Origin of the sequence: Algoriphagus confluentis (genome assembly GCF_036245625.1) — a bacterium.
GTDB classification, from domain to species: Bacteria; Bacteroidota; Bacteroidia; order Cytophagales; family Cyclobacteriaceae; genus Algoriphagus; species Algoriphagus confluentis.
In genome coordinates, this window is sequence record NZ_BTPD01000007.1 from 91,086 (window position 1) to 115,611 (window position 24,526).

At 44.2% G+C, this 24,526-nt stretch carries 18 protein-coding genes; 14 read left to right on the forward strand and 4 right to left on the reverse strand.

What is annotated here, in order from left to right; translation table 11 throughout:
- Positions 1-425 precede the first annotated feature (425 nt).
- From AAA943_RS11745 to AAA943_RS11780, 8 genes are all read left to right on the forward strand, one after another.
- The gene (locus tag AAA943_RS11745; protein ID WP_338224446.1) at positions 426-2,786 is read left to right on the forward strand and encodes an ABC transporter permease; all 2,361 of its coding nucleotides are present in this window, start codon (positions 426-428) and stop codon (positions 2,784-2,786) included.
- A 147-nt stretch (positions 2,787-2,933) separates the two neighbouring features.
- Positions 2,934-5,378, forward strand: coding sequence for an ABC transporter permease (locus AAA943_RS11750; protein ID WP_338224447.1), 2,445 nt, complete (start codon positions 2,934-2,936; stop codon positions 5,376-5,378).
- Between the two features lie 183 nt (positions 5,379-5,561).
- Positions 5,562-7,970 carry an ABC transporter permease gene (locus tag AAA943_RS11755; RefSeq protein ID WP_338224448.1) on the forward strand — a complete coding sequence of 803 codons (2,409 nt, stop codon included), beginning with the start codon at positions 5,562-5,564 and terminating at the stop codon, positions 7,968-7,970.
- A gap of 174 nt (positions 7,971-8,144) precedes the next feature.
- The gene (locus AAA943_RS11760; protein ID WP_338224449.1) at positions 8,145-8,801 is read left to right on the forward strand and encodes a 3-keto-disaccharide hydrolase; all 657 of its coding nucleotides are present in this window, start codon (positions 8,145-8,147) and stop codon (positions 8,799-8,801) included.
- Positions 8,802-8,823: 22 nt separating this feature from the next.
- Entirely contained in the window at positions 8,824-10,173 is a 1,350-nt protein-coding gene (locus AAA943_RS11765; protein WP_338224450.1) for a Gfo/Idh/MocA family protein, read from the forward strand.
- Positions 10,174-10,549: 376 nt separating this feature from the next.
- On the forward strand, positions 10,550-12,949 hold the full coding sequence (locus AAA943_RS11770) for an FtsX-like permease family protein (protein ID WP_338224451.1): 2,400 nt from the start codon (positions 10,550-10,552) through the stop codon (positions 12,947-12,949).
- A gap of 16 nt (positions 12,950-12,965) precedes the next feature.
- Positions 12,966-13,643 (forward strand): ABC transporter ATP-binding protein, encoded by a 678-nt coding sequence (locus tag AAA943_RS11775; protein ID WP_338224452.1) that lies wholly within the window; start codon positions 12,966-12,968, stop codon positions 13,641-13,643.
- Entirely contained in the window at positions 13,627-14,970 is a 1,344-nt protein-coding gene (locus AAA943_RS11780) for a TolC family protein (protein ID WP_338224453.1), read from the forward strand. Before AAA943_RS11775 ends, AAA943_RS11780 begins: the two co-directional genes overlap by 17 nt.
- Positions 14,971-15,055: 85 nt before the next feature.
- Here AAA943_RS11780 and AAA943_RS11785 read toward each other — a convergent pair whose 3' ends face one another.
- Both AAA943_RS11785 and AAA943_RS11790 read right to left on the reverse strand, forming a co-directional pair.
- The gene (locus AAA943_RS11785) at positions 15,056-15,901 is read right to left on the reverse strand and encodes an OmpA family protein (protein ID WP_338224455.1); all 846 of its coding nucleotides are present in this window, start codon (positions 15,899-15,901) and stop codon (positions 15,056-15,058) included.
- A 204-nt stretch (positions 15,902-16,105) separates the two neighbouring features.
- Positions 16,106-16,687 carry a DUF4136 domain-containing protein gene (locus AAA943_RS11790; protein ID WP_338224456.1) on the reverse strand — a complete coding sequence of 194 codons (582 nt, stop codon included), beginning with the start codon at positions 16,685-16,687 and terminating at the stop codon, positions 16,106-16,108.
- Positions 16,688-16,959: 272 nt separating this feature from the next.
- Between AAA943_RS11790 and AAA943_RS11795 the strand changes: the two genes are divergently transcribed.
- Both AAA943_RS11795 and AAA943_RS11800 read left to right on the forward strand, forming a co-directional pair.
- A complete protein-coding gene (locus AAA943_RS11795) occupies positions 16,960-17,547 on the forward strand; it encodes a uracil-DNA glycosylase family protein (protein WP_338224457.1) in 588 nt (195 codons plus the stop codon).
- A gap of 33 nt (positions 17,548-17,580) precedes the next feature.
- Positions 17,581-18,726: a hypothetical protein gene (locus AAA943_RS11800; protein ID WP_338224458.1), complete on the forward strand. Its 1,146-nt coding sequence runs from the start codon at positions 17,581-17,583 to the stop codon at positions 18,724-18,726.
- Here the strand turns inward: AAA943_RS11800 and AAA943_RS11805 are convergent.
- Positions 18,723-19,640, reverse strand: coding sequence for an NAD-dependent epimerase/dehydratase family protein (locus tag AAA943_RS11805; protein ID WP_338224459.1), 918 nt, complete (start codon positions 19,638-19,640; stop codon positions 18,723-18,725). The genes AAA943_RS11800 and AAA943_RS11805 overlap by 4 nt on opposite strands.
- An 80-nt stretch (positions 19,641-19,720) precedes the next feature.
- Here AAA943_RS11805 and AAA943_RS11810 point away from each other — a divergent pair, with 80 nt between their 5' ends.
- The 4 genes from AAA943_RS11810 (at position 19,721) to AAA943_RS11825 (ending at position 24,010) form a co-directional block, all read left to right on the forward strand.
- The gene (locus AAA943_RS11810) at positions 19,721-20,332 is read left to right on the forward strand and encodes a class I SAM-dependent methyltransferase (RefSeq protein ID WP_338224460.1); all 612 of its coding nucleotides are present in this window, start codon (positions 19,721-19,723) and stop codon (positions 20,330-20,332) included.
- A 57-nt stretch (positions 20,333-20,389) separates the two neighbouring features.
- Complete coding sequence (locus AAA943_RS11815) at positions 20,390-20,758, forward strand: DUF2116 family Zn-ribbon domain-containing protein (RefSeq protein ID WP_338224461.1); 369 nt, start codon at positions 20,390-20,392, stop codon at positions 20,756-20,758.
- A 58-nt stretch (positions 20,759-20,816) separates the two neighbouring features.
- Positions 20,817-22,508, forward strand: coding sequence for a GMC oxidoreductase (locus tag AAA943_RS11820; RefSeq protein ID WP_338224462.1), 1,692 nt, complete (start codon positions 20,817-20,819; stop codon positions 22,506-22,508).
- A 209-nt stretch (positions 22,509-22,717) separates the two neighbouring features.
- Positions 22,718-24,010, forward strand: a complete 1,293-nt coding sequence (locus AAA943_RS11825) for a prolyl oligopeptidase family serine peptidase (RefSeq protein ID WP_338224463.1) — start codon at positions 22,718-22,720, stop codon at positions 24,008-24,010.
- An 81-nt stretch (positions 24,011-24,091) separates the two neighbouring features.
- Here AAA943_RS11825 and AAA943_RS11830 read toward each other — a convergent pair whose 3' ends face one another.
- Positions 24,092-24,445, reverse strand: coding sequence for a DUF805 domain-containing protein (locus tag AAA943_RS11830; RefSeq protein ID WP_338224464.1), 354 nt, complete (start codon positions 24,443-24,445; stop codon positions 24,092-24,094).
- Positions 24,446-24,526 lie beyond the last annotated feature (81 nt).

Sequence of the window (24,526 nt, forward strand, 5' to 3'; positions counted from 1 at the left end):
TTGGAGGATTTGATTTTTTTCAAGAGACCTTCATTTTTTGAATCAGAATGAAAACCGGGACATACGATTCTGTCCTTTATCTCGGTATCTAGGGCAGGGAGTTGGATCGGTTTCCTATAAGGGGGCATGGGGATAAGGAGATGGCTAAACCGGACAATTGGGAATGAACCTCAGGGAAGGGATGAAAGTCCAACTGGACATGGCTGGCATGAAAATGAATTACGCTTGCTTTTTTCAAAGCGTAAAAAATCAGGATTGATCGCTGACGGACAATTTTGTTCGAAACAAAAAATACAAAAGTTAAAAATGTGTCAAATTAGACACGTAATGCAGGTTTTGCCTGGCATAATCCATGAATGATTCGATATGGCCAAAATTATTTTTTGGCTTTTCTCACTGGTCCAAACCCTTAGATTGTTCGAATCATGCTTAAAAACTATTTAAAAATCGCATGGAGAAATATCCAAAGAAATAAGGGCTACACTTTTATCACCGTGGTAGGTTTGGGTATAGGAATGGCTGCCTCTATTCTTATCCTGATTTGGGTGCAGTTTGAACTCTCAGTGGATCGATACCATGAGCATGCTGATCGAATTTATGCAGTTTGGAGAAATAACCACGCCAATGGAGAGGTCAATTCTTGGGATTACACTCCTGCACCCTATGTGCCAGCCTTGAAGGAGCAATATCCCGAAGTGGAAGAAGCCACGAGAATCACCGAATGGGATCCTATGCTGATCAGCTTCGAGGCAAATAGTTATTATGAGAAGCTTACTTTCACTGAGCCGGGATTTTTCAAAATGTTCAGTTTTGAGGTCTTGGAAGGAGATCCGATAGCTGCTATGGTGCAGCCTGAAAGTATTGTTTTGACGGAATCTTTGGCGCAAAAGCTTTTTGGAACTACCTCTGTCCTGGGGAAAACAGTAACTATAGAAAAACAGCTTGATTTTGAAGTTCGGGCTGTAGTGGCCGATTTTCCGGGAAATTCCACTTTGGAATTCACCGGCTTTTTGCCTTTCGGCAAACTGGAGCAAATGGGCTGGGTGGATGATTTTTGGGGTAATAATTCCTACCGAAGTTTTGCTATGCTACGGGCCGGCACCTCTTTGGAATCATTCAATGATAAATTCAAGTCCTTTACGGCTGACAACTCAGCGTACGATGATATTTCTGATTTTCTTTTTCCATTCAGGGATTTGCATCTCAGGTCCAAGTTTGAAAATGGACAATCGGTAGGAGGTAAAATTGAACTGATCCGGATGTTTTCCATTGTGTCTTTTATTGTCCTGATCATAGCCGGAATCAATTTTGTCAATCTAAGTACAGCTCAAAGTGACCGGAGATCCAAAGAAGTAGGAATCCGGAAGATTTCCGGTGCCCAAAAAGAAATGCTAATCGGGCAGTTTTTGGCTGAATCCACTATGGTGGCTCTCTCGGCATACCTGATCGCCTTGGTTTTGGTCTCGCTTACGTTTTCCTCATTTAGGGATTTAATCGGTCAGGAGTTGCAAACACCTTTGAATCAGCCTTTTTTCTGGATCATTTCTGCCGCTTATGTATTGATCATAGGGCTCTTGGCGGGTAGCTATCCTGCTTTTTTGATGAGTTCCTATCGGCCGATTTTGGCTTTGAAATCGAAAATGGATCAGCGAAAAAATCTGGGGATCAAGCCCCGAGAGGTATTGGTGATTTTCCAGTTTGCGGTAGTGGTCATTCTGATTTCCTCCACTTGGATAGTCCGGGATCAGATGAGATTTGTCCAAAACAGAGACCTCGGCATCAATGAAGACCGACTGATTTTTCATCCCGTGACCTCCAAAATGCGGGAAAACAAATCAGCACTGAGAAATGAACTGAGCGGTCTACCAGGAATTTCTTCGGTGAGTTATACCTTTTCTCCATTGACGGATATCTACAGCGACACAGACGCAATGCAATGGCAGGGAAAAGACCCCGGTTTCAAGCCAAACATCAGTAGGATGGGGACTGATGCTGGCTTAATTGCCACGGCAGGTATGGAATTGATTTCAGGAAGAGAGATTGATGTCTACACCTTCCCCAGTGACAGTAGCGCTATGATGATTAATGAAAAAATGGCCGAACTACTGGGTTTTGAAGATCCCTTAGGTCAGGTAATCAGAGATGACGAAAAAGACTACACCATAGTCGGGGTGGTAAAAGACTTCATCATGGAGTCCCCATTTGATGAGGTAAAGCCCATTGCGGTATTTGGACCTTTCCGGGAGTTGAATTTCATCCATTTGAGGCTGAATGAGCAAGTCAATTTGTCTGAGGCTATGGCTCAGATCCAAAATACCTTCGAAAAATTCAATCCTGATGCCCCATTTGAATATCGATTTGTAGACCAGGAAAATGAACAAAAATTCATTTCTCAGGAAAGGACAGCCAAGCTTACGTCCATTTTCACAGCTTTGTCCATTTTCATTTCCTGTATGGGCTTGTTTGGATTGGCTGCATTTATTGTTGAGCGAAAGAAAAAAGAAATCTCGGTACGAAAAGTACTGGGAGCTACCGTGAGCAACTTGATTGGGCTTATTTCATCCGAATTCGCCCGCTTGGTTGGTATCGCCATTTTGATCGGCGTGCCGGTATCGTGGTATTTCATGAGTGATTGGCTGAATACATTCAATTATCGGACGGTTTTGGACTGGAGCATCTTTATTTGGACAGGTGGGTTGACATTGCTGATTGCTTTGCTTACCGTCAGTTCTCAGGCGATCAAAGCGGCACTGGTCAATCCGGCCAAAACGCTGAAAAGTGAATAAGAATGCCTTATCTCATTGCCCGAATGCGGACAAAATTGTCCGTGAAATCATTGGAACAAATAGGAAAACAGCCGTGAAGGCCCAAAATGGAAGTTTTTCACTGGCACCAAACTGGAATAATCTCTCTCTGTAAAAAGTAGAATACCCATGATCAAAAACTATTTCAAAATTGCAGTCAGAAACCTACTCAAGCACAAGCTCCATACTGGAATCAACCTGATCGGTTTGTCCTTGGGGCTGGGAGTTAGCATTTTGATTTTTTTCTTTGTCCAGTTTGAACTGAGCTTTGATGCTTTTCATCAGGATCTGGATCGGATCTACCGAGTTAAAACCTATGAACGTATCGATGGGGAACTCAAGGAATCCTACTCTTCTCCGGTAGTCCTGGAGTCCGCTTTCCGAGCAGAATTTCCTCAGATCGAAGCAATATCCGGAGTGACCAATGCAGATGTGCAGGCCATCTTGCCGGATCAGAGTACCCAAAATCAGCGGCTCCGTCTGGTGCATTCTGACTTTTTGAAAATGCTTAATTTTCCTTTGATCAAAGGTGATGTCTCTACCCAGCTAGTAGACAAATATTCAGTGGTAATCACCGAAGAAGCGGCCAACCGATACTTTGGTACTGCTGACCCTATCGGAAAATCGCTCCAGCTGAAAATGGGGGAGGACTTTGTGGATTACCGGGTCACAGGACTTTTGAAGAACCCTCCTGCAAATAATTCCATTCCTTTTGAAATCCTGATGCCTATCGCAAACATGGATTTCTTTGCAGATGAAGAAAGCTTGGCTTCTTGGTACAATGTCTGGGGATTTAATTTGGTCAAGCTGAATTCCCCGGAGCAAGTTGCATCTATTGATCAAAGTATGGAGGCTTTTATGAAAAAGTCTCTTGGCGAAGATTACGAAGAGGGCGGACTTTATTTTACACTTACACCCTTGGCTGATATGCACTTTGCTGAAGGTGCAGGAAATGGGGCAGTGGAGACTACGCAGAAATCGCTGTTGTGGATTTTGTCCGGAATTGCCTTTTTGGTTTTGCTGATTGCCTGTATCAATTTCACCACTATGGCTATCGGACGGGCCACCTCCAGGGCGAAAGAGGTCGGGGTGCGAAAGACCATGGGAGCCAGCTTCAGTCAGTTGATCAATCAATTTATGACCGAGGCCTTTTTGACGACTTTGATGGCTGCTGTCCTTGGTGTGGTGCTCGCGGAGTTAATATTGCCCACCTTCAATGATCTATTTCAAAAGGAACTGGACATCATCTATGGTCCTGCACAGTTTGGGATTTTGGCAGGGCTGATTTTAATAATTTCAGGTTTGGCCGGAGCCTATCCTGCCTTTTTTCTATCCGGACTTCGGCCTATCAAGGTATTAAAAGGCAATCTTTCCATCCACTTTGGGAAGCAGGGCCTCAGGAAAGGGTTAGTTGCTTTTCAGTTTTTCATCTCCTTCCTGCTCATCGCCTCGACCTTGATCATGGTCAATCAGATGAACGAAATTCGGGATTATGATCTGGGCTTTGATCAGGATCAAATTTTGATCGTGGATATGCCGGATTATCCTTCCCAAAATTTTGTCACCTCCTTGAAAGAAAGCTTCAGAACTGCGGAAAGCTTTCGGCAGACCTTGGCCTCACGGACTGAAATTGCCTCGACGGCGTTGACTGTGGCCACCTATGGGGATGATGCCTTTTGGCAGGTTGCTTTCCCTTTAGAGGATGGGACGATGTTTTCGTTTAAAGTCAATTTCGTGGCAGGAGATTATCTGCAGACCTTGGGCATGGAAGTCCTAGAGGGAAGAAGTATAAATCCTTCAGTAGGATCCGACAGCAGTGCTTTGATGATCAATGAGGCATTTGCCCGCGCATTTAATTGGGATGACCCTACCGGGGAGCTGCTTCCAAGAACCGATTTTGAACCCCATCAAATCGTCGGAGTCGTTAAGGACTTTCATCATGCCTCTCTTTATCAACCCATAGAGCCTGTGATGATTGCCAAATCTCCCATGGCCGTTTTCAGCGGGATTACCAATCTGATGATCAATTCCAGCGCCAATCCTAAACTATTAGTCAGAGCTACAGGCGGGGATGTCAATCAGGTTCGGCGTGTGATCGAGGCTGAGTGGGAAAAGCAGTTTGCGGGCCTTCCCTTGAATATTTCCTTCTTGGATGAAACGGTGGAAGCGCAGTACCAGTCTGACCGTAGATTGGGGAAAATGGTGTTTATCGCGGCATCTCTGGCTATTTTGATTGCAGCCATGGGATTGTTTGCCATGGTGGCTTTGTCGATTGCCGGACGGACTAAGGAGATTGGAATCCGAAAAGTCCTCGGAGCATCGAGCTGGAGTATTTCCTGGCTTTTTGGAAAAGAGTTTATGGTCACCACGCTCGTCGGGGTAATTGTAGCACTTCCTCTTAGTATTTATCTGATGCAAGGCTGGCTGGATCAATTTGCCGTAAAAGGATGGCCTTCCTGGATCAGCTTTGTGATTCTGGCTATTGGTGGTATTGCATTTACCTTGGCGCTGGTATATGCGCAGTCCCTCAAAGCCAGCTTGACAAATCCTGTGAATACGTTGAAGGATGAATGATATTGAAGTATCAAGTATCAGGTATCTGGTATCAAGATATTAGAGACAAGAAGCAAGAGACAAGAAGCAAGAGAAAAGAATAAGCGAGTTTAAAGGTTTCAATCCCTGTGACACGTTCAAACTTTACCACATTCCAACTTTACAACCTTTCAACCCAAATCTTCCAATTTTCCAATTCCTACTATGCTCAAAAACTACTTTAAAATCGCCTGGAGGAATCTACTCCGGAACAAGGTGAGAACGGGAATTCATATCCTTGGGCTTTCATTGGGGATCGCCATTTGTTTTTTGATCTTCAATATCGTTTGGCATGCTTACAGTTTTGATAATTTCCACCCGGATGGTGATCGGATCTATCGAATTGTCACGGAGAACGATTATGGAGAAATGAAATACAGCTATCCGGCCGCTCCGGGACCCTTGGGAGATGTGCTTTCGCAAGAGCTTTCAGGAGTGGAAGTAGCCGGAAAGTTGTACACTATTCCTAATACTCATGCAAGCTTACCAGCTCTTCAAAAGAACTTTGGCAGAAAAGACTATATCACCTTTGCTGATCCAGGTTTTTTTAGACTTTTCCGGAGAAAATGGTTGGCAGGTAATCCGAATACTGCTTTAACTGCCCCCAATCAGGTGATTATTTCCCAAAAGAGTGCAGAGACCTATTTTCCTGGAGAGTCTTTGGATGGAATTTTGGGAAAGGAGATTTTGTATGTGGATACTGACTCCATTTTTACCACGATAGTGGGTGTGGTAGAAGATTATAAGGAGAATTCAGACTTTATTTTTCAGGATTTTATCTCCTATTCTACAATCAAGGAAAATGAGAAAGAAGATTGGTATGGAGTGCATTCCTGGACCAATATAAATTCCAGTAATCAGCTCTTTTTTAAGACTCAATCAAACTACAGGCTGGAGGAAATCCAAAGTGGTTTGGACAAAATCACTGAAAAATACTATGCAGATGAAGAAGATGGGAAAACCACTTTTGGGTTTGAATCATTGTCCGAACTGCATTTCTCCTATCCTTTTGACAATGAAGGCGCTTCCAAGACGCTCATTCAAGGTCTTTTGATCATTGGGGGAATCATTCTTATTTTGGCTTGTCTCAATTTTATCAATTTAGAAACAGCGCAGGCAATAGGAAGGGCAAAAGAGGTGGGAATCAGAAAAACCTTGGGCGGTGGAAAAAACCAATTGGTTTTTCAATTTCTATCCGAGACCTACCTGATGGTACTGTTTGCCTCCTTGGTTGGATTGATTTTTTCTGACTTGATTCTCAAAGCTTTCCAGTCCTACCTTCCTGAGGGCTTCACGATCACTTATTTTTCTGCGGTGAATCTGGCATTTCTCATCCTTTTCAGCTTGGGATTGACCTTTGTTTCTGGAATCTACCCGGCCTTGATTTTAGCCAACTATCAGCCTCAGCGGGCATTGAAAGGCGAAAAGCAAGGTTCCGGAAAGTTTTCCTTTGGGGTATTCTTACGAAAAAACTTGACCGTTTTACAGTTTACTGCTTCGATGGTTTTCTTGGTTATGGTTATGGTGATTTCTTCCCAGATGAAATATGTAAGCAGTCAGCCGGTAGGTTTTGAAAAAGATGCAGTAGTCTACGCCCATCTTCCTTTTATGGCAGGGATAGAGAAGGCTTCCTTGTTTCGGGAAAGAAGCAGCCAAATGAGTTTTGTGGAGGGGGCGAGTTTGGGTGGAGATGCAATTTCTTCCGCAGGAATTTGGACATCGGATGTCAGGGTGCCGATAGATTCGGCTGAGGTGGAGTTTTTCACCCAAGTCAAAAATGTGGATTCTTCATTTGTTCAGGTGAATGGAGTGACTTTGCTTGCAGGTAGGAATTTGAGACAAAATCCAAATGAAGTCTTGGTCAATGAGCAATTCTTGAGAGATGCCGGCTATAAAAGCCCCCAAGAGGCTTTGGGCAGTTCAATCGCTTTCCGTCAGGAGTCCAGCATTATTGTTGGAGTGATGAAAGACTTCAACTCCAGGTCTTTGAAGGAGGAAATCATGCCGATGATCTTTTTTCAGGCTCCTGATTATTACAATGTAATTTCCATAAAACTAGGAAAAGGAATTAACCTGTCGAATGGATTGACGAGTCTTAAAGAAGCTTTTTCGGAGGTTTATCCTTACGAAGAAATTGATTTTAAATTTCTGGATGAGGAGATCGAGCGCTTTTATGAAGAGGATCTGAGGATCAGAAATATTTTGGGTTTTGCAAGTGTTATTGCAATGTTGATTTCCGGGATGGGTCTCTTCGGACTTTCCTCCTTCACTATTTCCTTGCGAATGAAGGAAATCTCTCTTCGCAAAATTCTGGGAGCCAGCGTTACTCAAATTTTGGCATTGATCAGCCGTGATTATCTGGTTCTTATCTTAATTTCCATTGGATTGGCGGCATTTCCTACGTATTGGCTCGCAAAGACGTTTTTACAAAGCTATACCTACCGAATTGATATGCCTTACCTTCAATTTGGCTTGGGAGGATTGGCTTTGCTATCCCTATGCCTGATGATTGTCGGCATCCATTCCTATCTCGCTGCCCAAACCAACCCAGCCCAAGTTCTCAAAGATGAATAAAGCTAAATACCTGCCTCTCCGATCTGTTGAGGCAGGTTTGTTTTGATCTTTTTTGAAAATTTTAAATAAGTTTTCCCTACTTTCTCTTTTTTTTATTTAGTCGGGTTGCAAAAAACGGAAGCAGTCGATTATCTTACAGGACTTTCCATTCCTGAGGGATAAAGTTGGTTTCCTATGAAAAAAATCCTCCTTGGTCTAATTCTGATTTTAAACTTTGGTTATGCTGAAGGTATAGCCCAGCAGATTTCAGAGCCTGAGTTTGTGTCTCTTTTCAATGGTCAAAATCTGGATGGATGGATAGGAAATAAAACTTCCTACCGAGCCGAAAACGGAATGATCATCATCGATCCGAAAGGCGGAGGAGGAGGTAACCTTTTTACAGAAAAGGAATACGGAAATTTTGTTCTCCGTTTTGAATTCCAGCTTACTCCAGGAGCGAATAATGGTCTTGGGATTCATGCTCCATTGGAAGGAGATGCAGCCTACGTGGGCAAAGAACTCCAGATTTTGGACAATACCGCCAAGAAATACGAAAACCTGAAAGAATATCAGTTTCATGGTTCGGTATACGGAGTAATTCCTGCTAAAAAGGGCTTTTTAAAGCCAGTGGGAGAATGGAATCTGCAGGAGGTCATCGTGGAGCATCCCAAGATAAAAATTATCCTCAACGGGGAAACCATCCTGGAAGGGGATTATCTGGAAGCCAGCAAAAACGGAACCTTGGATGGCAGGGATCATCCAGGATTGCAAAGATCTTCGGGTCGTATCGGCTTTTTGGGCCATGGTGATGTGGTTCACTTTCGAAATATCAGAATCAAAGAATTGAATTAACCTTTAGCATAAACCTTAACAAATGACTAAGAAATTCCAAGTAATCGATCGGCGTGACTTCCTCAAAAGATCCGCCCTTGGTGCGATGGGTTTGGCATTGGCTCCCAGCCTATTGGCCAAAGCTCAAGAGGCCGGTAAACTGAGGACCGCACATATTGGCCTGGGAGCCATGGGGATGGAAGACCTTAAAGCTATCGCTTCCCACGAGCTGGTGGAGGTAGTAGCCCTATGCGATGTGGATAAAAATGCGCTAGTCAACGCAACTTCTCTTTATCCCAATGCCAAAACCTATGCGGACTACCGCATTTTGCTCAAGGAAATGGAAGATGAGATCGATGCGGTGATCGTATCTACTCCTGACCATACCCATGCACCTGCCTCCTTGATGGCCATGAAAATGGACAAGCCAGTTTACTGCCAAAAGCCCCTGACCCACCATGTCACTGAGGCCAGGGCGATGAAGAAATTGGCCGAAAAGAAAAATCTGGTCACTCAGATGGGGATTCAGGTTCATTCCTTCTACGACTACAAGTTGGCTACGCTACTGATCCAATCTGGAATCATCGGAAAGGTCCACACCGTCAGGGCTTGGTCACCCAAAAACTGGGGTACTGATCAGCCTACCCCGACAGGCAGCGATCCTGTTCCGGCAAATCTTGACTGGAATCTTTGGCTGGGAACTGCCCCGGAGCGTCCTTTCAAGGAAAACGAATATCATCCCGGCAATTGGAGAAAAGTTCTGGATTTTGGCTGTGGTACGCTGGGAGATATGGGGGTTCATATTTTTGATACGCCATACAATGCTCTACAGCTCGATGTGCCGATGACTATCACTAATGAGTGTCGTCAACCCACAGGATATGGATTTCCGGAAAATAACATCGTGACTTATGAGTTTCCAGCCACTCCTTACACAGCAGAGACCCTGAAGTGGGTGTGGTATGATGGTCCCGGTGCTCCGGCAGACCATGAGGATTTGAAGCTTCCCAATGGAGATGAGCTTCCGGATCAGGGAGCGATGTTTTTGGGAGAAAAAGGTCGATTGCTGCTCCCTCATTTCCAGCAGTTGCCCAAATGGATTGTAGATGGGCAATACAAGGAGTTTGATGTGACGCCGTTCAACTTGGGAGCACCGGTGAAAGACTATGCTGGTGAAAGTAAAAAGCATTACCATCAATTTGTGGATGCTTGCCTCGGAAAAGGCGAATGTTCGGCTCCCTTCGAATATTCTGCACGACTGACAGAGACTATTTTGCTCGGCGTGATTGCCGGTCGATTCCCGAACCAAACCCTGCACTGGAACAGTAAAAAGGCCAAATTTGCAGAAAAAGAAGCCAATAAGTATTTGGGTGGGAAGTATAGGAAGTTTTAAGCCATCAACAAGTTTCTGGAATCAAGACGCCAGAAGCAAGAGAAAAGCAGAAATGGTAATTTAAATATTTGTGAATGGAGATAGCGAAAAAACGGTGAACTGTACTCTGAACACTTCCTACTGCAAACTGCCCACTGATTTGTTCGCTGGCGGACAAAAATGTTCGAGATAATTGAGACCTGATTTACCAAAAATAGCCTCTGAAGGGATTTCAGGGGCTTTTTTTATGGCATAAAAGTGGAAAAGATCAAGAGTGGTCAGTTGCAGTTTTCAGAAAATCAGGATAAACCTACTCCTGAAAATACAACTAGACTTAGTATTAGTTATTGATTGGGCTGAATCTTCCCATGTTTCCATTTTAAATTCTTCCAATGCCATGTGGAAAAACTACATTAAAATAGCTCTTCGGAACCTTCAAAAGAGGAAGTTGTATACCGGAATCAATTTGCTTGGGCTGACTATTGCCTTGGTGAGTTTTTTGGCAATATCTCTGTACATCTATCATGAATGGAGCTACGATAGGATGTACACGGACTATTCCAGGATTTATAGGTTTAATCAGGAATTCAAGTTTGGAGGGGAGGCTCAGTTGGCGAGCATGTCCCCATCTTCTTTGATTCCGACTGTTCTGGATGAGATCCCTGAGGCGGAAACGGGGACTTTGGTTTTTGACCTGAGTGTTTTCTCTTCGGTGTTGGTGGATTTGGGGCAGGGTGGTCAAGAAGAGAAAAAGTTTGCCTTTGTGGATGAACGGTTTTTGGAGGTATTTGATTTTGAGGTTTTAGTTGGGCAAAAAGAACGCTTATTTTCCGAGCCAAATCTGATCGTATTGACAGAAAGTACCGCAAACCGTCTTTTTGGAAGTCCTCAAAATGCAGAAGGAAAAAGCTTGAAAGTAGATGGAAAAGACTATTTGGTCACGGGAGTGATAGTTGATTTTCCCTCCAATTCTCATTTGGATTTTGACTTTTTGGCTTCTTTCAAAACACATCGGCATGGGAAAGAGCCATCCTGGAGTCCCAGTAATTATTATTCCTATGTGAAGCTAAGGGAAGGTGCAGATCCGAAGGCTTTGGAATCAAAACTGGACCAATTGGTTCTGAAAAATCTGGGGACTGAATTTCAGGAGTATGGGTTTAGTTTTTCTTTTTTCCTGATTCCTGTGACTAGTATTCACATGGGTGACCAGTCTCTCAGCTCCATTAAGCCGGGAACCAATGTAAAATACCTGTATATTTTTGGTTTGGTGGCCATCTTGCTTTTAGCTATCGGAATTATAAATTATGTCAACTTGGCCACAGCCGAATCCACGGAAAGAAACAAGGAAGTAGGGCTCAGAAAAAGCTTGGGCGCAGAAAGGGTCCAGCTTTTTGGTCAGTTTATTTCAGAGTCGGTAATGCTCAGCATTAGTGCAGCTTTTCTCAGCCTGCTAGTCATTGGGTTGTTGCTTCCTGAATTCAACAAGCTTATCGGAATTCCATTACCCTTGGATTTGGTATTTACTCCTGCAGGAATCGTGCTGCTTTTGGGGATTGTACTGGGAGTTGGGGTTTTGGCTGGATTTTATCCGGCAGTGGTATTGAGCGGAATGGAACCTATTCGGGCGCTTACCAATCAGATCAAAGCAGGGGGAGGGGTCTGGTTGAGAAAATCCCTGGTGGTATTTCAGTTTTTTGTTTCCATGGGCTTGTTGATAGCAACTCTGGTAGTCAATCAGCAACTTCAGTATATGCAACAAGTCAATCTTGGATATGAGAAAGATCGGGTGATCGCTTTGAATTACCATTATTCCATGAGGAATTCTATCGACGCTCTCAAGCAGGAGTTTTCCAGATCCGGGGCAGCTACTTCTTCCAGTATGGCTTCTTCGCTTCCTATCCATATCAAAGCGGGGTATAGTATTTTTCCCGGAGGCGATGCTCAGAAAGAATTTGCCATAGTAGGCTATGCGGTAGATCAGGATGCTCTGCCCACTTTAGGGATAGAACTGATTAGCGGAAGAGGATTTATTGAAACCGATTATTCCAGAGGAAAAGCTTTTGAGGATTCTGTAGAACTGCCCATTCTGCTGAATGAATCGGCACTTCGGGAACTTGCCTGGACTCCGGAGGAAGCGATAGGAAGAAAGATCAACTTCGCAGGCAGTCCTTCGGTGGTTCAGGGTGTTGTCTCCAATTTTTATTTCAACTCCCTGCATCATGAGGTGGAGCCGTTGGCCATTTTCCTAGAAAAGGATGAAGCAAATACTTTGCTGGTCAAGCTTTCGGAGGGTGATTTGAATCCTCTGCTGACTAGTTTGGAAGCGTCTTGGAAAAAGGTATTTCCCGATAGACCATTCGCATTCCAGTTTGTGGATCAGGCCTATCAACAGCTCTATCAGTCCGAGCAAAACGTGGGCTTGGTTTTTGGAATTTTTTCCAGTATTTCCGTATTGGTCGCCTTGATGGGATTGATGGGGCTGGTCTCCTATGTAGCCCTAAGAAGAACCCGTGAAATCGGCATCAGAAAAGTCCTCGGTGCGACTGAGGTAAATGTATTTTGGGTTTTGGCTAAAGATTTTCTCAAGCTTTTAGGTCTGTCTGCAGTATTGGCGACGGCTTTTGGAATTTGGTTTTCCCAGCTTTGGCTGCAGGGCTTCGCCCATCAGACTTCCATAGGATGGTCTCCCTATGTGATGGCTGTAGCCATAGTCTTGGTTCTCGCTGCGGTTACCATTGGCTACAGAGGTTGGAAAGTATATCGCTTGAACCCCTCCAAAACTTTAAAATCAGAATAGACTTATTTCATATTTCATGATCGAACTAAAAAACATAGACAAATTTATCGAATCCCGATTTCAGCGGATTTTTCTCCTGAAAGGAATCAATCTGACTATCCAGGAAGGAGAGTTTGTCACCTTGATGGGGCCTTCAGGGGCTGGGAAATCCACCCTGCTCAATATTCTTGGACTTTTGGACGAGGACTACAGTGGTGATTTCCTTTTTGGAGAAAAAAACATCCGACAAATGAAGGAAAAAGAGCGCTCCAGTCTTCACAAGAGTGAATTTGGCTACATCTTTCAAGCCTACCATCTAATTGATGAACTCACAGTCTATGAAAACATTGAGACTCCACTTCTTTACCGAAAAGTAGCTTCATCCGAACGGAAAAGCATCATTGCTGAGCTTTTGGATCGCTTCAATATGGTCGCCAAAAAGGATTTGTTTCCCGCTCAGCTCTCCGGTGGTCAGCAGCAGTTGGTGGGGATAGCGAGGGCTATAGCCGGACGCCCAAGAGTACTCTTGGCCGATGAACCCACCGGCAATCTTCATTCAGCCCAAGCCAAAGAAATCATGGAAGTGTTTCAGGATTTGCATAGAGAAGGAACCACGATCATTCAGGCAACGCATGCCCGGGAAAATGCAGATTACGGTACCCGATTGATTCATTTAGTAGATGGAAGAATAGACAGAGATGAAAAAATTAGCTAAACATATCCTGCTGATGCTCCTTGCATCAGGTGGTATTTCCAAGGGGGTGGCCCAAGATACCCTCCAACTCAATTTCAGGGAAGCAGTGAATATTGCTTTGGAAAAGAACCTGGACTATCAAATTCAGGTCAATCAAATGGAAGTTTTGCAAAAGGAAAAGCAGGTAGCCCTGCTCTCCCATTTGCCTACTTTGGGAGTCAATTCCAACTTTCTCCGGCAATCCGGTCAGCAGTTTCAGCAAGTGGAGGGGGAAATCGTAGTCACCAATGTGACCAATGACATCATCAGTGGCAATCTCAATGCCAACCTTCCAGTATTTAATTCAGGAAGACGCATTTTGGACACTCAATCTGCCAAACTTGCTTACGAAGCGGGAGAAAAAGGGCTGGAACGAGCAAGGCAGCAAATTACCTTCGATGTGGCAGGGCGTTACCTTCAGGTTCTGCTTGATATCGAGTTGTTGAGGATTGCAAGGCAGAATACAGCCAACCAAAAAGAGATTCTTCGTCAGATTGAAGGGTTTGTGGACGCTGGGATTCGTACAGTTTCTGACTTATACAATCAACAATCCGAAGTAGCTCGGGTAGAATCCGTGGAAGTGGATGCCGAAATCGCCCTTGAAAATGACCTTTGGACCTTCACAGAATACCTACAGCTTGATCCCGGAGTGGTTCCCTTCTTGGAGGCTGTTGACCCGGCACAAGCCTTGAAGGAATTTCAGGAATATGGAGTAGAGGAATTGTATGATTTGGCTGTTCAAAATCGCGCTGATAAGGCACAGCAGAGCTTGCTAAAAGATTCCTTTCAAAAAGATCTAAAGGCTACCAAAGCCATGTATTACCCAAGAATCAATGCTTTTTACAATTACAATACCTTCTTTACCTCATTGGATGACCGCTCTATTCAGGAGCAGTTTTTGAGAATTTATCCTCAGAACACCCTGGGCTTTAACCTGATCATTCCGATTTTTTCCAATTTTCAGAGCAGACTGGATGTAGCAAGAAGTAAGGTGGCTTACCAAAATCAGGTGTTGAGGGAAAAAGCCACTGACCGTAAAATCTACCAGGATGTAAAGCTTTCCCATCAAAACTATCAGGCTGCGCTTCGAAAAGAAAGAAATACCCAAGTTCAGGTACAAGCCGCCGAGGAAGCCTACAAAGCGGTGCAGGAAAGGTTCAGGTTGGGCTTGTCGACTTTTGTCGATATGGCCACTGCCAATCAACAGCTGGTAAGGGCGCAAGCGGATCAGGCCCAAGCAGTCTACACGCTCTTTTTTCAGGATATCCTGATGCGATATGCACTGGGGACCTTGGATTTTTTGGGCTAATCAGATGGAAAACAAAAAGCGGGCTTCAAAGGCCCGCTCTTTTGTCATTGGGGTAGTTAAAAAAAGATATAGAATTTCGATTTGATCAAAGCATAGCAAAGAACATATCCAAGTCTGGAATCAATACGATTCGTGTTCTTCTGTTCAAAGCCATGTTTTCTTTGGAGTCATTTTCTACAATCGGCATGTAGCTGGATCGGCCTGCTGCGATCATTTTCTCCGGAGCCACTCCATATTTCAATTGTAGTTCTCTGACGATGGATGTTGCTCTTTTCACAGACAGGTCCCAATTGTCCTGGAGCACTGCATTGGAGATGGTTCTAGGGTCGGTGTGCCCTTCGATCATTACCTGTAGAGATGGTTCGGCATTGATGACTTCAGCAAGTTTGGCTAGAAGTGGATTGGCTTTGGAGTTCAATCTATAGCTCCCCGTATTGAAGAGAAGACGGTCAGATACACTGATCATGACTACGGTCTTGTCAATGTCAATCTGCACATCATTTTCACTACCTTCTGATTCAGCTGTGATATTCTGCTTGATATTGTACTCTATCGCCAGATTGACCGAATCTTCGAGGGTTTTTGCGCTGGCAAGTTTGGCTGGATCGACCTTGGCCAGCGTTTCGGTCATTTTTTGTCTGGAGTTTTTCGACATTACCGCTGCTCCTTCTATGGTAAGCATCGAGCTATTGGCTTCGTTCAGCTGATCATTCACTTCACGGAGAGAGTTGATCCTGGAGTTATATTCGGCTACCCGTGCTTCTATGACAGCCATTTTCTCTTCCAGTTCAGCTTTTTCCTGGTTGGTAGAGGCGAGCTGAGCTTGGGTACTGAATAGGTTGCTTTCCAATTCTGTGTACTTCTTTTTGGAGACGCAGGAGGCCATAAGTCCAAGGCTGAAGACTCCGGCAAGGATGAGTGATTTTTTCATGGTAGACTTGTTTTGTTGCTAATTGACAATTTTTCAAATGGCCTACCAAAAAAGGGTTCTGTCCTATTCTACCACTAAAAAAATATCAAAATGTGCGACAGGAATGAATTGAGCAGGATTTGACTGGGTTATTTATTTTTGAAAAGCAAGAAAAAAATCCCCAGACCTGGACAGGTTGGGGAATTCGGTAAAAAAAATGGGGAATTATTCCCCTCTTTTTAAAATCTTGAACTCATTCATTACCCGATAGGCAGCTCTGGTGATATCCGAAGCAAAAGTGGGGGATTCAAAATCGAAATTTGCCGCAGTATAGCCTTGCCAAATCGTATTGCCTTTTTTGCTGTCGATCACATAGATGACCAGCATTCCTTTGTTTTCAGCATACTTGACCATGTTGTAAGTTTCGTCTTTTTCCTGTTCCCGCTCGATTTCTCCTTCAGCATTTCGGTAGGTCATTCCTGTCCGATTGAGCCAATAATCAAACTCAGGCTGGACATAGCCTCTGTAGCGTACTGAGTCTGTGAAAATCTTGTAGCTGACCAGCATGTCTGCCTTGGAAATTTCCTCCCTAAAACCCTGGGATCCCAGTCTGGCACCGATGGTGGCATTGAGTACAGGAGCAATGACGGTAGTATCTATGTCATCCGACTGGACAAAGGCGAAAGTCTTGTACCTTTTGAATGAACCGGTGTAATTGTAATCGTAATCCGTCACGTAGTCTTTGGAAGAAAAGCAGGAAGCACAAAAAGTCAGCAAAATAATTGGGAGTAGAGTTCGGTAATTCATGGTGGTCAATCTAAGTGGATAAGAAAAGCGAATTCAATGTGGTGTTAACTCAGTGCCAGCTTATTTGTTTGTCAAATGGCTATTTGTCAGGGTAGTAGATATGAAAATTTATAAAATTCTGGGAGAAAAGTCTATTTATTTTGAATAAGTCTTTAAAATATTCGTCCAATTGTAAGCTTTGAGACATGAATGGCAGAATAAGTAAGGTAGAGAGCCCAGACCTTAAGGATGGGTTTGGTGATGCTGATTTCTTCTATTTCTCATTTTAAACCATGAATCCCTCCCCAAATTCCGAGATTATTCATCAGGTCAAGTCCTGTCGCATCTGTGAAGGAAAGCTACCCTTGGGACCAAGGCCTGTTTTCAGTGTGGATCCAAAAAGTAAAATCCTCATCATCGGTCAGGCACCGGGAACCAAAGTTCACGCCTCGGGAATTCCTTGGAATGATCCCAGCGGGGAGGAATTGAGGCGCTGGCTTCGAGTAGATCGGGAGACTTTTTATCGACCTGAACTTTTCGGAATTATGCCGAAGGGATTTTGCTATCCGGGCAGGGGAAAAGGAGGGGATCTTCCACCTATGGCTGAATGCGCTCCTACCTGGCATGGTCAGCTAAGGCGACTTATGCCGGAGATTCAACTCACCTTATTGGTTGGCAGCTATGCTCATGCCTATTATTTGGAGGATCGCAGAAAAAAGAATCTAACTGAGACAGTTCGGGCCTTTGGGGAGTATTTGCCTGAATTTTTTCCTTTGGTACATCCTTCACCGAGAAATCGGCTTTGGATGAGAAGAAATCCTTGGTTTGAAGAAAGGGTAATTCCCGAACTTCAGGATTTGATTCACCGATTTTTATTCTAATTTTAAGAAATTCATTTTCTTACTTATCTCTTTATGAAAAACCAATGTCTTTGCCTTTTTTCAAGTGCAGTTTTTCTGTTTTCCTGCGGTCCTTCGGCTACAGAAAGACCTCCCACCTTTTCACTGGTATTGGAAGACTCCTTGGTGATCGACCAGTTGGAACCCCGATACCTCATCGATTACGATGCGTCCAAGGGAAAATACCTCCTGTCCAATGAATCGTATTATCACTACCTGGAAGTGGATGAATCAGGGGAAATTCTGAGGAAAGACAGTATACCTTGGGATGGTCCTAATGCGGTTTCGATGATTCTGGGCATGGGTTATGCCGATGGAAAAGTGGCTTTGGCTACTGATTCCAAAGGATTTTTATTCTATGAAAATGGGAATCCGGTCGATCAATTGTCCATTCCTTATGCTTACACTTCCTTCAATTTCCTTCCCAAATTAACCCTGATTCCCTGGAAGGGAGGATATCTCTATCCCCGCTTTATGGCGGAAAGTGAGCTTGAGGGAGGTTTTAACGAGGAGTTTTACAGCAAAACTTATTCAGATCCACTTTTTGCCTTCCAAAAAGAGGGTGATTCCCTCCAATTTATGGTGTCGCTTCCTGAAGAAGCTCAGTTTCTCGACGGACAATTCCATGGAAGCCTGGTTCTGGTCCCTTATCTAAATGGGAATGATTTTTATCTTCTGGACTGGATTAGGCCGGAGATTTTGCACTACAAGGATGAAGGAGGGGAGTTTGTCTATCAGCGTACCATTATTCTGCCTTTAGAAAGCTGGGTAGGATATGATCCTGTCCCAATGAATCAGGCTTCCTCATTTTACGAAAGCTATGGAAAGAAAATGCCCGGAACAGTACGGGATATTTTTCCGATTGGAGCGTACTTTTTGGTTCAGTATCAAAATGGGATCGCTGAGGATGTTTTTCCTAAGGCAAAAAATGAATCGGGAAGATTGGATCCCGAAAAAATCTATCAACTCAATCCTCCCTTATTGGCCGTTTTGGATCAGAATCTTACCGTATTGGCCACAGGAATCGAGTTGCCTGGAGGAGTTAACGGCCAATTGGTTGTGGATAAGCAGGGACAGCTGATAGCAGTGAAAAATCCCAGTCTTTCTTCCACAGAAGAGGAGGGTTTGGTCCTTTACCGAATGAAATTAAAAGTGGATTAAAGACAGGACTCCAGCCCCTCAGCAAAGGGGGTGGGTTTGATTCCAAAAGCTTTTTCCAGTTTGGAGGAGTCCAGACGGTAATCCTCAGCCGTTTGGTATTTGAGCTCACGCACTTCTTTAAGAGGAGGGATAAACCAACCCAGCAACCAGACCAAAAATCCGGGCATGACGCTAAGCTTGGTGTTTTTTCCCAATCTGTCGTTGAGCATTTGGGTGACTTCTTGGGCACTTGGGTAGCTGGGGTCGGTTGGGAGATTCCAAGTTTGATTCCATGCACTTTCCTGTTGGGCAAGAAATGCAGTGGCTTTTCCGGCATCTGGGATGTAGGTGAATGCATGCCTTTTGTCTCCCGCATAGGTCCATTGGGGATTTTTCCCGGCTTTCACCCGATTGATGACCAGTTCGTGCAAAAAGCTGTTTTTGGCCTCTGGACCATAAAAGTCTCCTGCTCGAACCACCATCGCTTGGAGCCTTTTTTCCCCCACTTCTTTCCAGAGCATTTCAAGAATTTGCTTTCGGACTTTTCCCTTCCTGCTTTGTGGATTCATCGGAGTCTCTTCTGTAAGGTGGCCCACTTGATTGGGATCCAGTGCATACATGTTGTCAAAAAAGATGAATCGGCATTTTTCTGAGATGCAGGCATCCAACGTATTTCTCATGATAACCGGCCAGTCTCTTTCCCATATTTTGGCCGAATAGGTGATGCCGGCACAGAGGTAGACTACTTCAGCCCCTTTTACGGCTTGGGCTACCTTCTGGGCATTCAGTAAATCAGCTTGTGCCAGTTGATCGTTTTCATTCACCTTTTTGGGGTTTCGGCTGACTTGACGAACAGGAATTCCCTTGGAAAATAACTCTTGGGAAATCGCATTGCCAATGTTGCCTTTGGCGCCGAGGATGACGTGGAGAGACATAGGGTGCTGGATTATGTGATATAATTTACAGCTTTCAGAAGTTTTTATCCTTTATTTCGCCAAGGTTTTACTGCTTATTGATGAAAGAATTTTGGAATACACGATATCAGGTCGATGTCTATGCCTATGGAAAAGAGCCCAATAGATTTCTTGCTCAGGAGTTGTCAAAGCTGATTCCCGGTAAGGCTCTTTTTGCTGCTGAGGGTGAGGGGAGAAATGCGGTTTTTGCTGCCAAACTGGGATGGCAAGTCACGGCTTTTGATTTTTCCGTAGAGGCAAAGAAAAAAGCCGAAAGGCTGGCTAAGGAAGCAAAGGTAATTTTGGATTATCAAGTAGCTTCATTGGAGGAGTTTTCCTCCCCTTCAGAATCCTTTGATCTTTTGGTCTTGATTTTTGCCCATTTCCCTGAGGGAAAAAGAAGAAGCTTCCATCAAAAACTCATACAGTTTCTGAAGCCGGGTGGAATTTTGATTTTGGAGGGCTTTTCCAAAGATCACCTACGATTCAATACAATCAATGAAAAGGCTGGAGGGCCAAAAGAGGAATCTATGCTATTCAGTTTGGAGGAATTGAAAAAAGACTTTGAAGGAATGGATTTTCTTATTTATGAGGAGCTGGAGACAGAATTGGAGGAAGGGGAATTTCATTCTGGTCAGTCTGCAGTGGTAAGAATAATTGCAAAAAAGAGATGATGCCATGTCAGTTGTTTTTTTAAACTAATTCCCTAAATTCAAATAAACTTTTTGGTTATGCTTGCTGAACAAAAACAATGCTTACACTGCGGAAATCCCATTCAGGGACGATTGGATAAGAAGTTTTGTGATGATTCCTGCCGCAATACTTACAATTATTCTCAAAATGCCATTTCCACGAATCTAATCCGAAATATCAATTACGCGCTGAAGAAAAACCGCAATATTTTGGAAAGCTGTATTTCTTCTGGAGAAGATTTAGCTAAAGTACCAAGAGAAAAGCTTCAGAGGAAAGGTTTTAATTTCCGCTTTTTTACCCATACTTATCAAAACAAAAAAGGCAATCTTTATCATTATTGCTACGATTACGGGTATCTGGAACTGGAAAATGACTGGTATTTGGTAGTAAAAGGGAAGGAGACTTAAATCTAAACTTTTTTAAAAAATTTAAAAAAGTATTCTTCTTTTCTTTTATTTTTCCCAAATGAATTCCAATCAATTTGATGCAATTGTAGTCGGCTCGGGGATCTCCGGAGGTTGGGCAGCCAAGGAGCTATGCGAAAAGGGCCTTAAAACCCTGGTCTTGGAAAGAGGTCGACAAGTGGAGCACTTGAAAGACTATCCTACCATGACTTCCAATCCTTGGGAGATGCCTCATCGCAATCAGATAACTTTGGAAGACAAAAGGGACAATCCCGTAGTCAACCGCTGCTATGCATACAAGGAAGATACCCAGCATTTTTTTGTCAAGGATTCCGAGCATCCTTATGTACAGACCAAGCCTTTCGATTGGGTGCGGGGCTATCAGGTCGGGGGCAAATCCCTGATTTGGGCACGACAGACACAGCGGTGGAGCAAGTATGATTTTGAAGGCCCGGCTCGAGATGGATTTGCCGTGGATTGGCCCATTCGTTACGAAGACATTGCTCCTTGGTACAGCTACGTAGAGCGATTTGTGGGAATCAGCGGGAACTACGATGGTTTGGATACCTTGCCCGATGGGGAATTTCTCCCCGCATGGGAAATGAACTGTGTGGAAAAAGAAATTCAAAAGCGGATCTTGGATGCCTATGGAGATCGAAAGTTTGTCATCGGGCGATGTGCCCATCTGACGCAGCCTAAGGAAGTTCATCTCGCTCAGGGCAGAGGACAATGCATGGCGAGGAATCAGTGCTATAGGGGATGTCCTTTTGGAGGGTATTTCAGCAGCAATTCTTCCACTTTGCCCACAGCAGCCAAAACAGGCAATCTGACTCTGAGGCCAGACTCAGTCGTTCATTCTTTGATTTGGGATGAAGAAAGAAACAAGGTCACCGGAGTACGTGTCATCGATCGGGTGACTCAGGAGGCCAAAGAGTACTTTGCCAAGGTGATTTTTCTCAACGCAGCCTGCTTGAATACCAACTTGATTCTGATGAATTCTCAGACCAATCGCTTTCCCAATGGACTCGGGAATGATTCCGGTTTACTTGGGAAATACATTGCTTTCCATAATTATCGGGGCACTTTGAGTGCTGGTTTCGAAGGCTTTGAGGACGAGTACTACTATGGCCGGAGACCCACAGCCGTAATGCTTCCCAATTTTAGAAACGTGAAAAAGCAGGAAACGGATTTTCTCAGGGGGTATATGACCTTTTATTCGGCCGGAAGGTCGGGCTGGGGAGGAGCGAGAGACTTGCCTTTTGGGGCAGAATTCAAGGAAGCGAATTCCGTTCCCGGACCTTGGTCGGTATTCATGATGATGCAGGGTGAGACCATTCCCAAGGAAAGCAACCAAGTCCGATTGAGTGCTGACCACAAGGATGCTTGGGGGATTCCTCAGCTGGAAATCGATGTGGCCTACGATGATAATGACGAAAAGCTCTTGGCAGATTTTCTCCAGCAGGGAGAAGAAATGCTGACCAAAGCAGGCTGCATTAATATCAGAAAATCGGATAACAAGCAGGCTCCGGGATTGGATATTCATGAAATGGGCGGAGTGCGCATGGGAAGAGATCCCAAAACCTCCCTTTTGAATGGATTCAACCAAATGCACTTGGCACCCAATGTCTTTGTAACAGATGGGGCTGCAATGACCTCAACAGGTACTCAAAACCCTTCCATCACTTACATGGCCCTCACCGCCCGGGCGGTAGATTATGCAGTAAAAGAATTGAAGAAGGGGAATATTAAGTAAGGGAGCAAGGAAATTGGGATGTTGGGGGATAGGACGCGAGGAAGTAATTCCATGCTTCTCAACCTTCCTATCCCCATACATCTTAACCTCCTGCTCCTTTTACACCCAAACCTCCCAATTTCCTCGCCTTTTGAGTAATTTTTATTGGGTCTTTCTCAACTTTTACAGAATTTAATTGCTTATCCTTTCAAACCCTTAATCACCTATTCATGAAAAAAAATCTACTGTTTCTGGCAGCCTTCCTTGCGTTGCCTTTAATCACTTGCGCAAACAGGGCCGCTATGCCCAATCCCGGGACGTACAAACTTATTGTTGAAGGCTTTGACTGGGGACCTGCAGTCAGCAGGTTGGTGCTGAGCTTAGAACAGCCCTTGGAAGATACTAAGGCGGCGGATTTTGAAATCTTCGTTTCCAGATCTTCATCTCTAGGCGAAATCCCCGAACCGGCAAGAAACGGCAAGCGCTCTGTAGTGACCACCTATCCTTCGGATGCAGAAGGAAACAGATCCGAAGAAGGCAAGTTTTTAACTCTGGTTTTGGCCGTCAGTCCTAATAACCCCATCATGTCTTCCATGCAATACCTCAGAATGGGAAATCGGGCCTCCAATGTCTGGATTGACTATCAAGTCACGGTGCTTCATGCCAAATCAGGACTGGTCTGGAACCAATCCAATGGGATTTTGCAGGAAGACTTAAAGGAATTTGACCTTAGCGGAAAGTTTACCCATCAGAATACCACCTTAACCTACGGCGCTTTTGCTCCAAAAAATGTGACCAGCAAAGCTCCTTTGATCATTTGGCTACACGGTGGAGGAGAGGGAGGTACTGACCCAAGTATCGCCCTATTGGGAAACAAGGCTTTCAACTATGCTTCTCCTGAGATTCAGGTGCTTTTTGGCGGAGCTTATGTCTTGGCTCCACAGACTCCTACTTTCTGGATGGACTCAGGACAAGGCATGACTAGAGGTCAAGTGAATGATATCTACAATGCCGCCGTTTTTGCCTTGATTCAGGATTTTGTTGCTAAGAATCCGGGTATCGATCCCACAAGAATTTACGTGGGGGGCTGCTCCAATGGAGGCTATATTTCTTTGAAATTGATCTTTGAGCATCCGGAATATTTTGCAGCAGGATACATCAGTGCTTTGGCTTTCAACAATGAATTTGTCACCGATCAGATGGTCCAAAAGATCAAGAATGTACCAATTTGGTTTGTCCACGCCAAGGATGACATGACTACCAAACCCGATGAGACCGTAGTCCCGCTTTTTGACCGATTGAAGAAGGCAGGAGCCAAAAACGTACATTTCTCCTACTACGATAATGTGACTGACGTAACCGGGCTCTATGGCGGGGAGGATTTCCGATACAATGGGCATTGGTCTTGGGTGTATTCTCACGCCAATACCGCCAGATTAGATCTTGACGGTAAGCCTGTGATGGTTGATGGAAAGCCTGTTACGATTATGGAATGGATGGCAGCTCAGCAAAAGAAGAAGTAAGCAGTTAACTGCAAGTAGTAAGTGGGAGGGGATGGAGCTTTTCCATGGATTGACCTAGAGATTGGGTTTTATGTTCAGAGTTTAGAACAAATCTGTTTTTCTTGGGTCAGGACCATAGGGATTGGGTCCATCCTCTCCTTTTTTTACCGCCAGCCAGATAAAACCTATAAAGTTGACGGGTGGTGGAATCATCAAGTACAAGGCATATCTCCAATCCATGCCAATATCATGGAGTCGCTTGATCGCCTGAATCAATAAAATCACGATCGATGCAATGAGGATGATGGAAAAGGAAAAGAAGGTGGGCCAAGCTTCCTGATGGTAAGACTGCCAAATCATCATCAGACTCAGAATATTGGTGAAATAAAAAAACATAAATAGGGTCAAGTATCTTCTTCTGGTGATTCTTCCTTCCGGTTTTAATATTGCGTTCATAACTAATAAACACGTCAAAAGGAAAATTGTTTATTCCAATAGAGATTTCGATTTTGAATCAAGTAGTCAAAAACATTTTGG

What these genes read in the sequence shown, in the direction of transcription:
- AAA943_RS11755 (WP_338224448.1), top strand. Translation starts at nt 5,562, where the DNA reads ATGCTCAAAAACTACTTTAAAATCGCCTGGAGGAATCTACTCCGGAAC.
- AAA943_RS11825 (WP_338224463.1), top strand. Translation starts at nt 22,718, where the DNA reads ATGAAAAAAAATCTACTGTTTCTGGCAGCCTTCCTTGCGTTGCCTTTA.
- AAA943_RS11750 (WP_338224447.1), top strand. Translation starts at nt 2,934, where the DNA reads ATGATCAAAAACTATTTCAAAATTGCAGTCAGAAACCTACTCAAGCAC.
- AAA943_RS11775 (WP_338224452.1), top strand. Translation starts at nt 12,966, where the DNA reads ATGATCGAACTAAAAAACATAGACAAATTTATCGAATCCCGATTTCAG.
- AAA943_RS11780 (WP_338224453.1), top strand. Translation starts at nt 13,627, where the DNA reads ATGAAAAAATTAGCTAAACATATCCTGCTGATGCTCCTTGCATCAGGT.
- AAA943_RS11820 (WP_338224462.1), top strand. Translation starts at nt 20,817, where the DNA reads ATGAATTCCAATCAATTTGATGCAATTGTAGTCGGCTCGGGGATCTCC.
- AAA943_RS11790 (WP_338224456.1), bottom strand. Translation starts at nt 16,687, where the DNA reads ATGAATTACCGAACTCTACTCCCAATTATTTTGCTGACTTTTTGTGCT.
- AAA943_RS11745 (WP_338224446.1), top strand. Translation starts at nt 426, where the DNA reads ATGCTTAAAAACTATTTAAAAATCGCATGGAGAAATATCCAAAGAAAT.
- AAA943_RS11810 (WP_338224460.1), top strand. Translation starts at nt 19,721, where the DNA reads ATGAAAGAATTTTGGAATACACGATATCAGGTCGATGTCTATGCCTAT.
- AAA943_RS11815 (WP_338224461.1), top strand. Translation starts at nt 20,390, where the DNA reads ATGCTTGCTGAACAAAAACAATGCTTACACTGCGGAAATCCCATTCAG.
- AAA943_RS11800 (WP_338224458.1), top strand. Translation starts at nt 17,581, where the DNA reads ATGAAAAACCAATGTCTTTGCCTTTTTTCAAGTGCAGTTTTTCTGTTT.
- AAA943_RS11770 (WP_338224451.1), top strand. Translation starts at nt 10,550, where the DNA reads ATGTGGAAAAACTACATTAAAATAGCTCTTCGGAACCTTCAAAAGAGG.
- AAA943_RS11805 (WP_338224459.1), bottom strand. Translation starts at nt 19,640, where the DNA reads ATGTCTCTCCACGTCATCCTCGGCGCCAAAGGCAACATTGGCAATGCG.
- AAA943_RS11795 (WP_338224457.1), top strand. Translation starts at nt 16,960, where the DNA reads ATGAATCCCTCCCCAAATTCCGAGATTATTCATCAGGTCAAGTCCTGT.
- AAA943_RS11785 (WP_338224455.1), bottom strand. Translation starts at nt 15,901, where the DNA reads ATGAAAAAATCACTCATCCTTGCCGGAGTCTTCAGCCTTGGACTTATG.
- AAA943_RS11760 (WP_338224449.1), top strand. Translation starts at nt 8,145, where the DNA reads ATGAAAAAAATCCTCCTTGGTCTAATTCTGATTTTAAACTTTGGTTAT.
- AAA943_RS11765 (WP_338224450.1), top strand. Translation starts at nt 8,824, where the DNA reads ATGACTAAGAAATTCCAAGTAATCGATCGGCGTGACTTCCTCAAAAGA.
- AAA943_RS11830 (WP_338224464.1), bottom strand. Translation starts at nt 24,445, where the DNA reads ATGAACGCAATATTAAAACCGGAAGGAAGAATCACCAGAAGAAGATAC.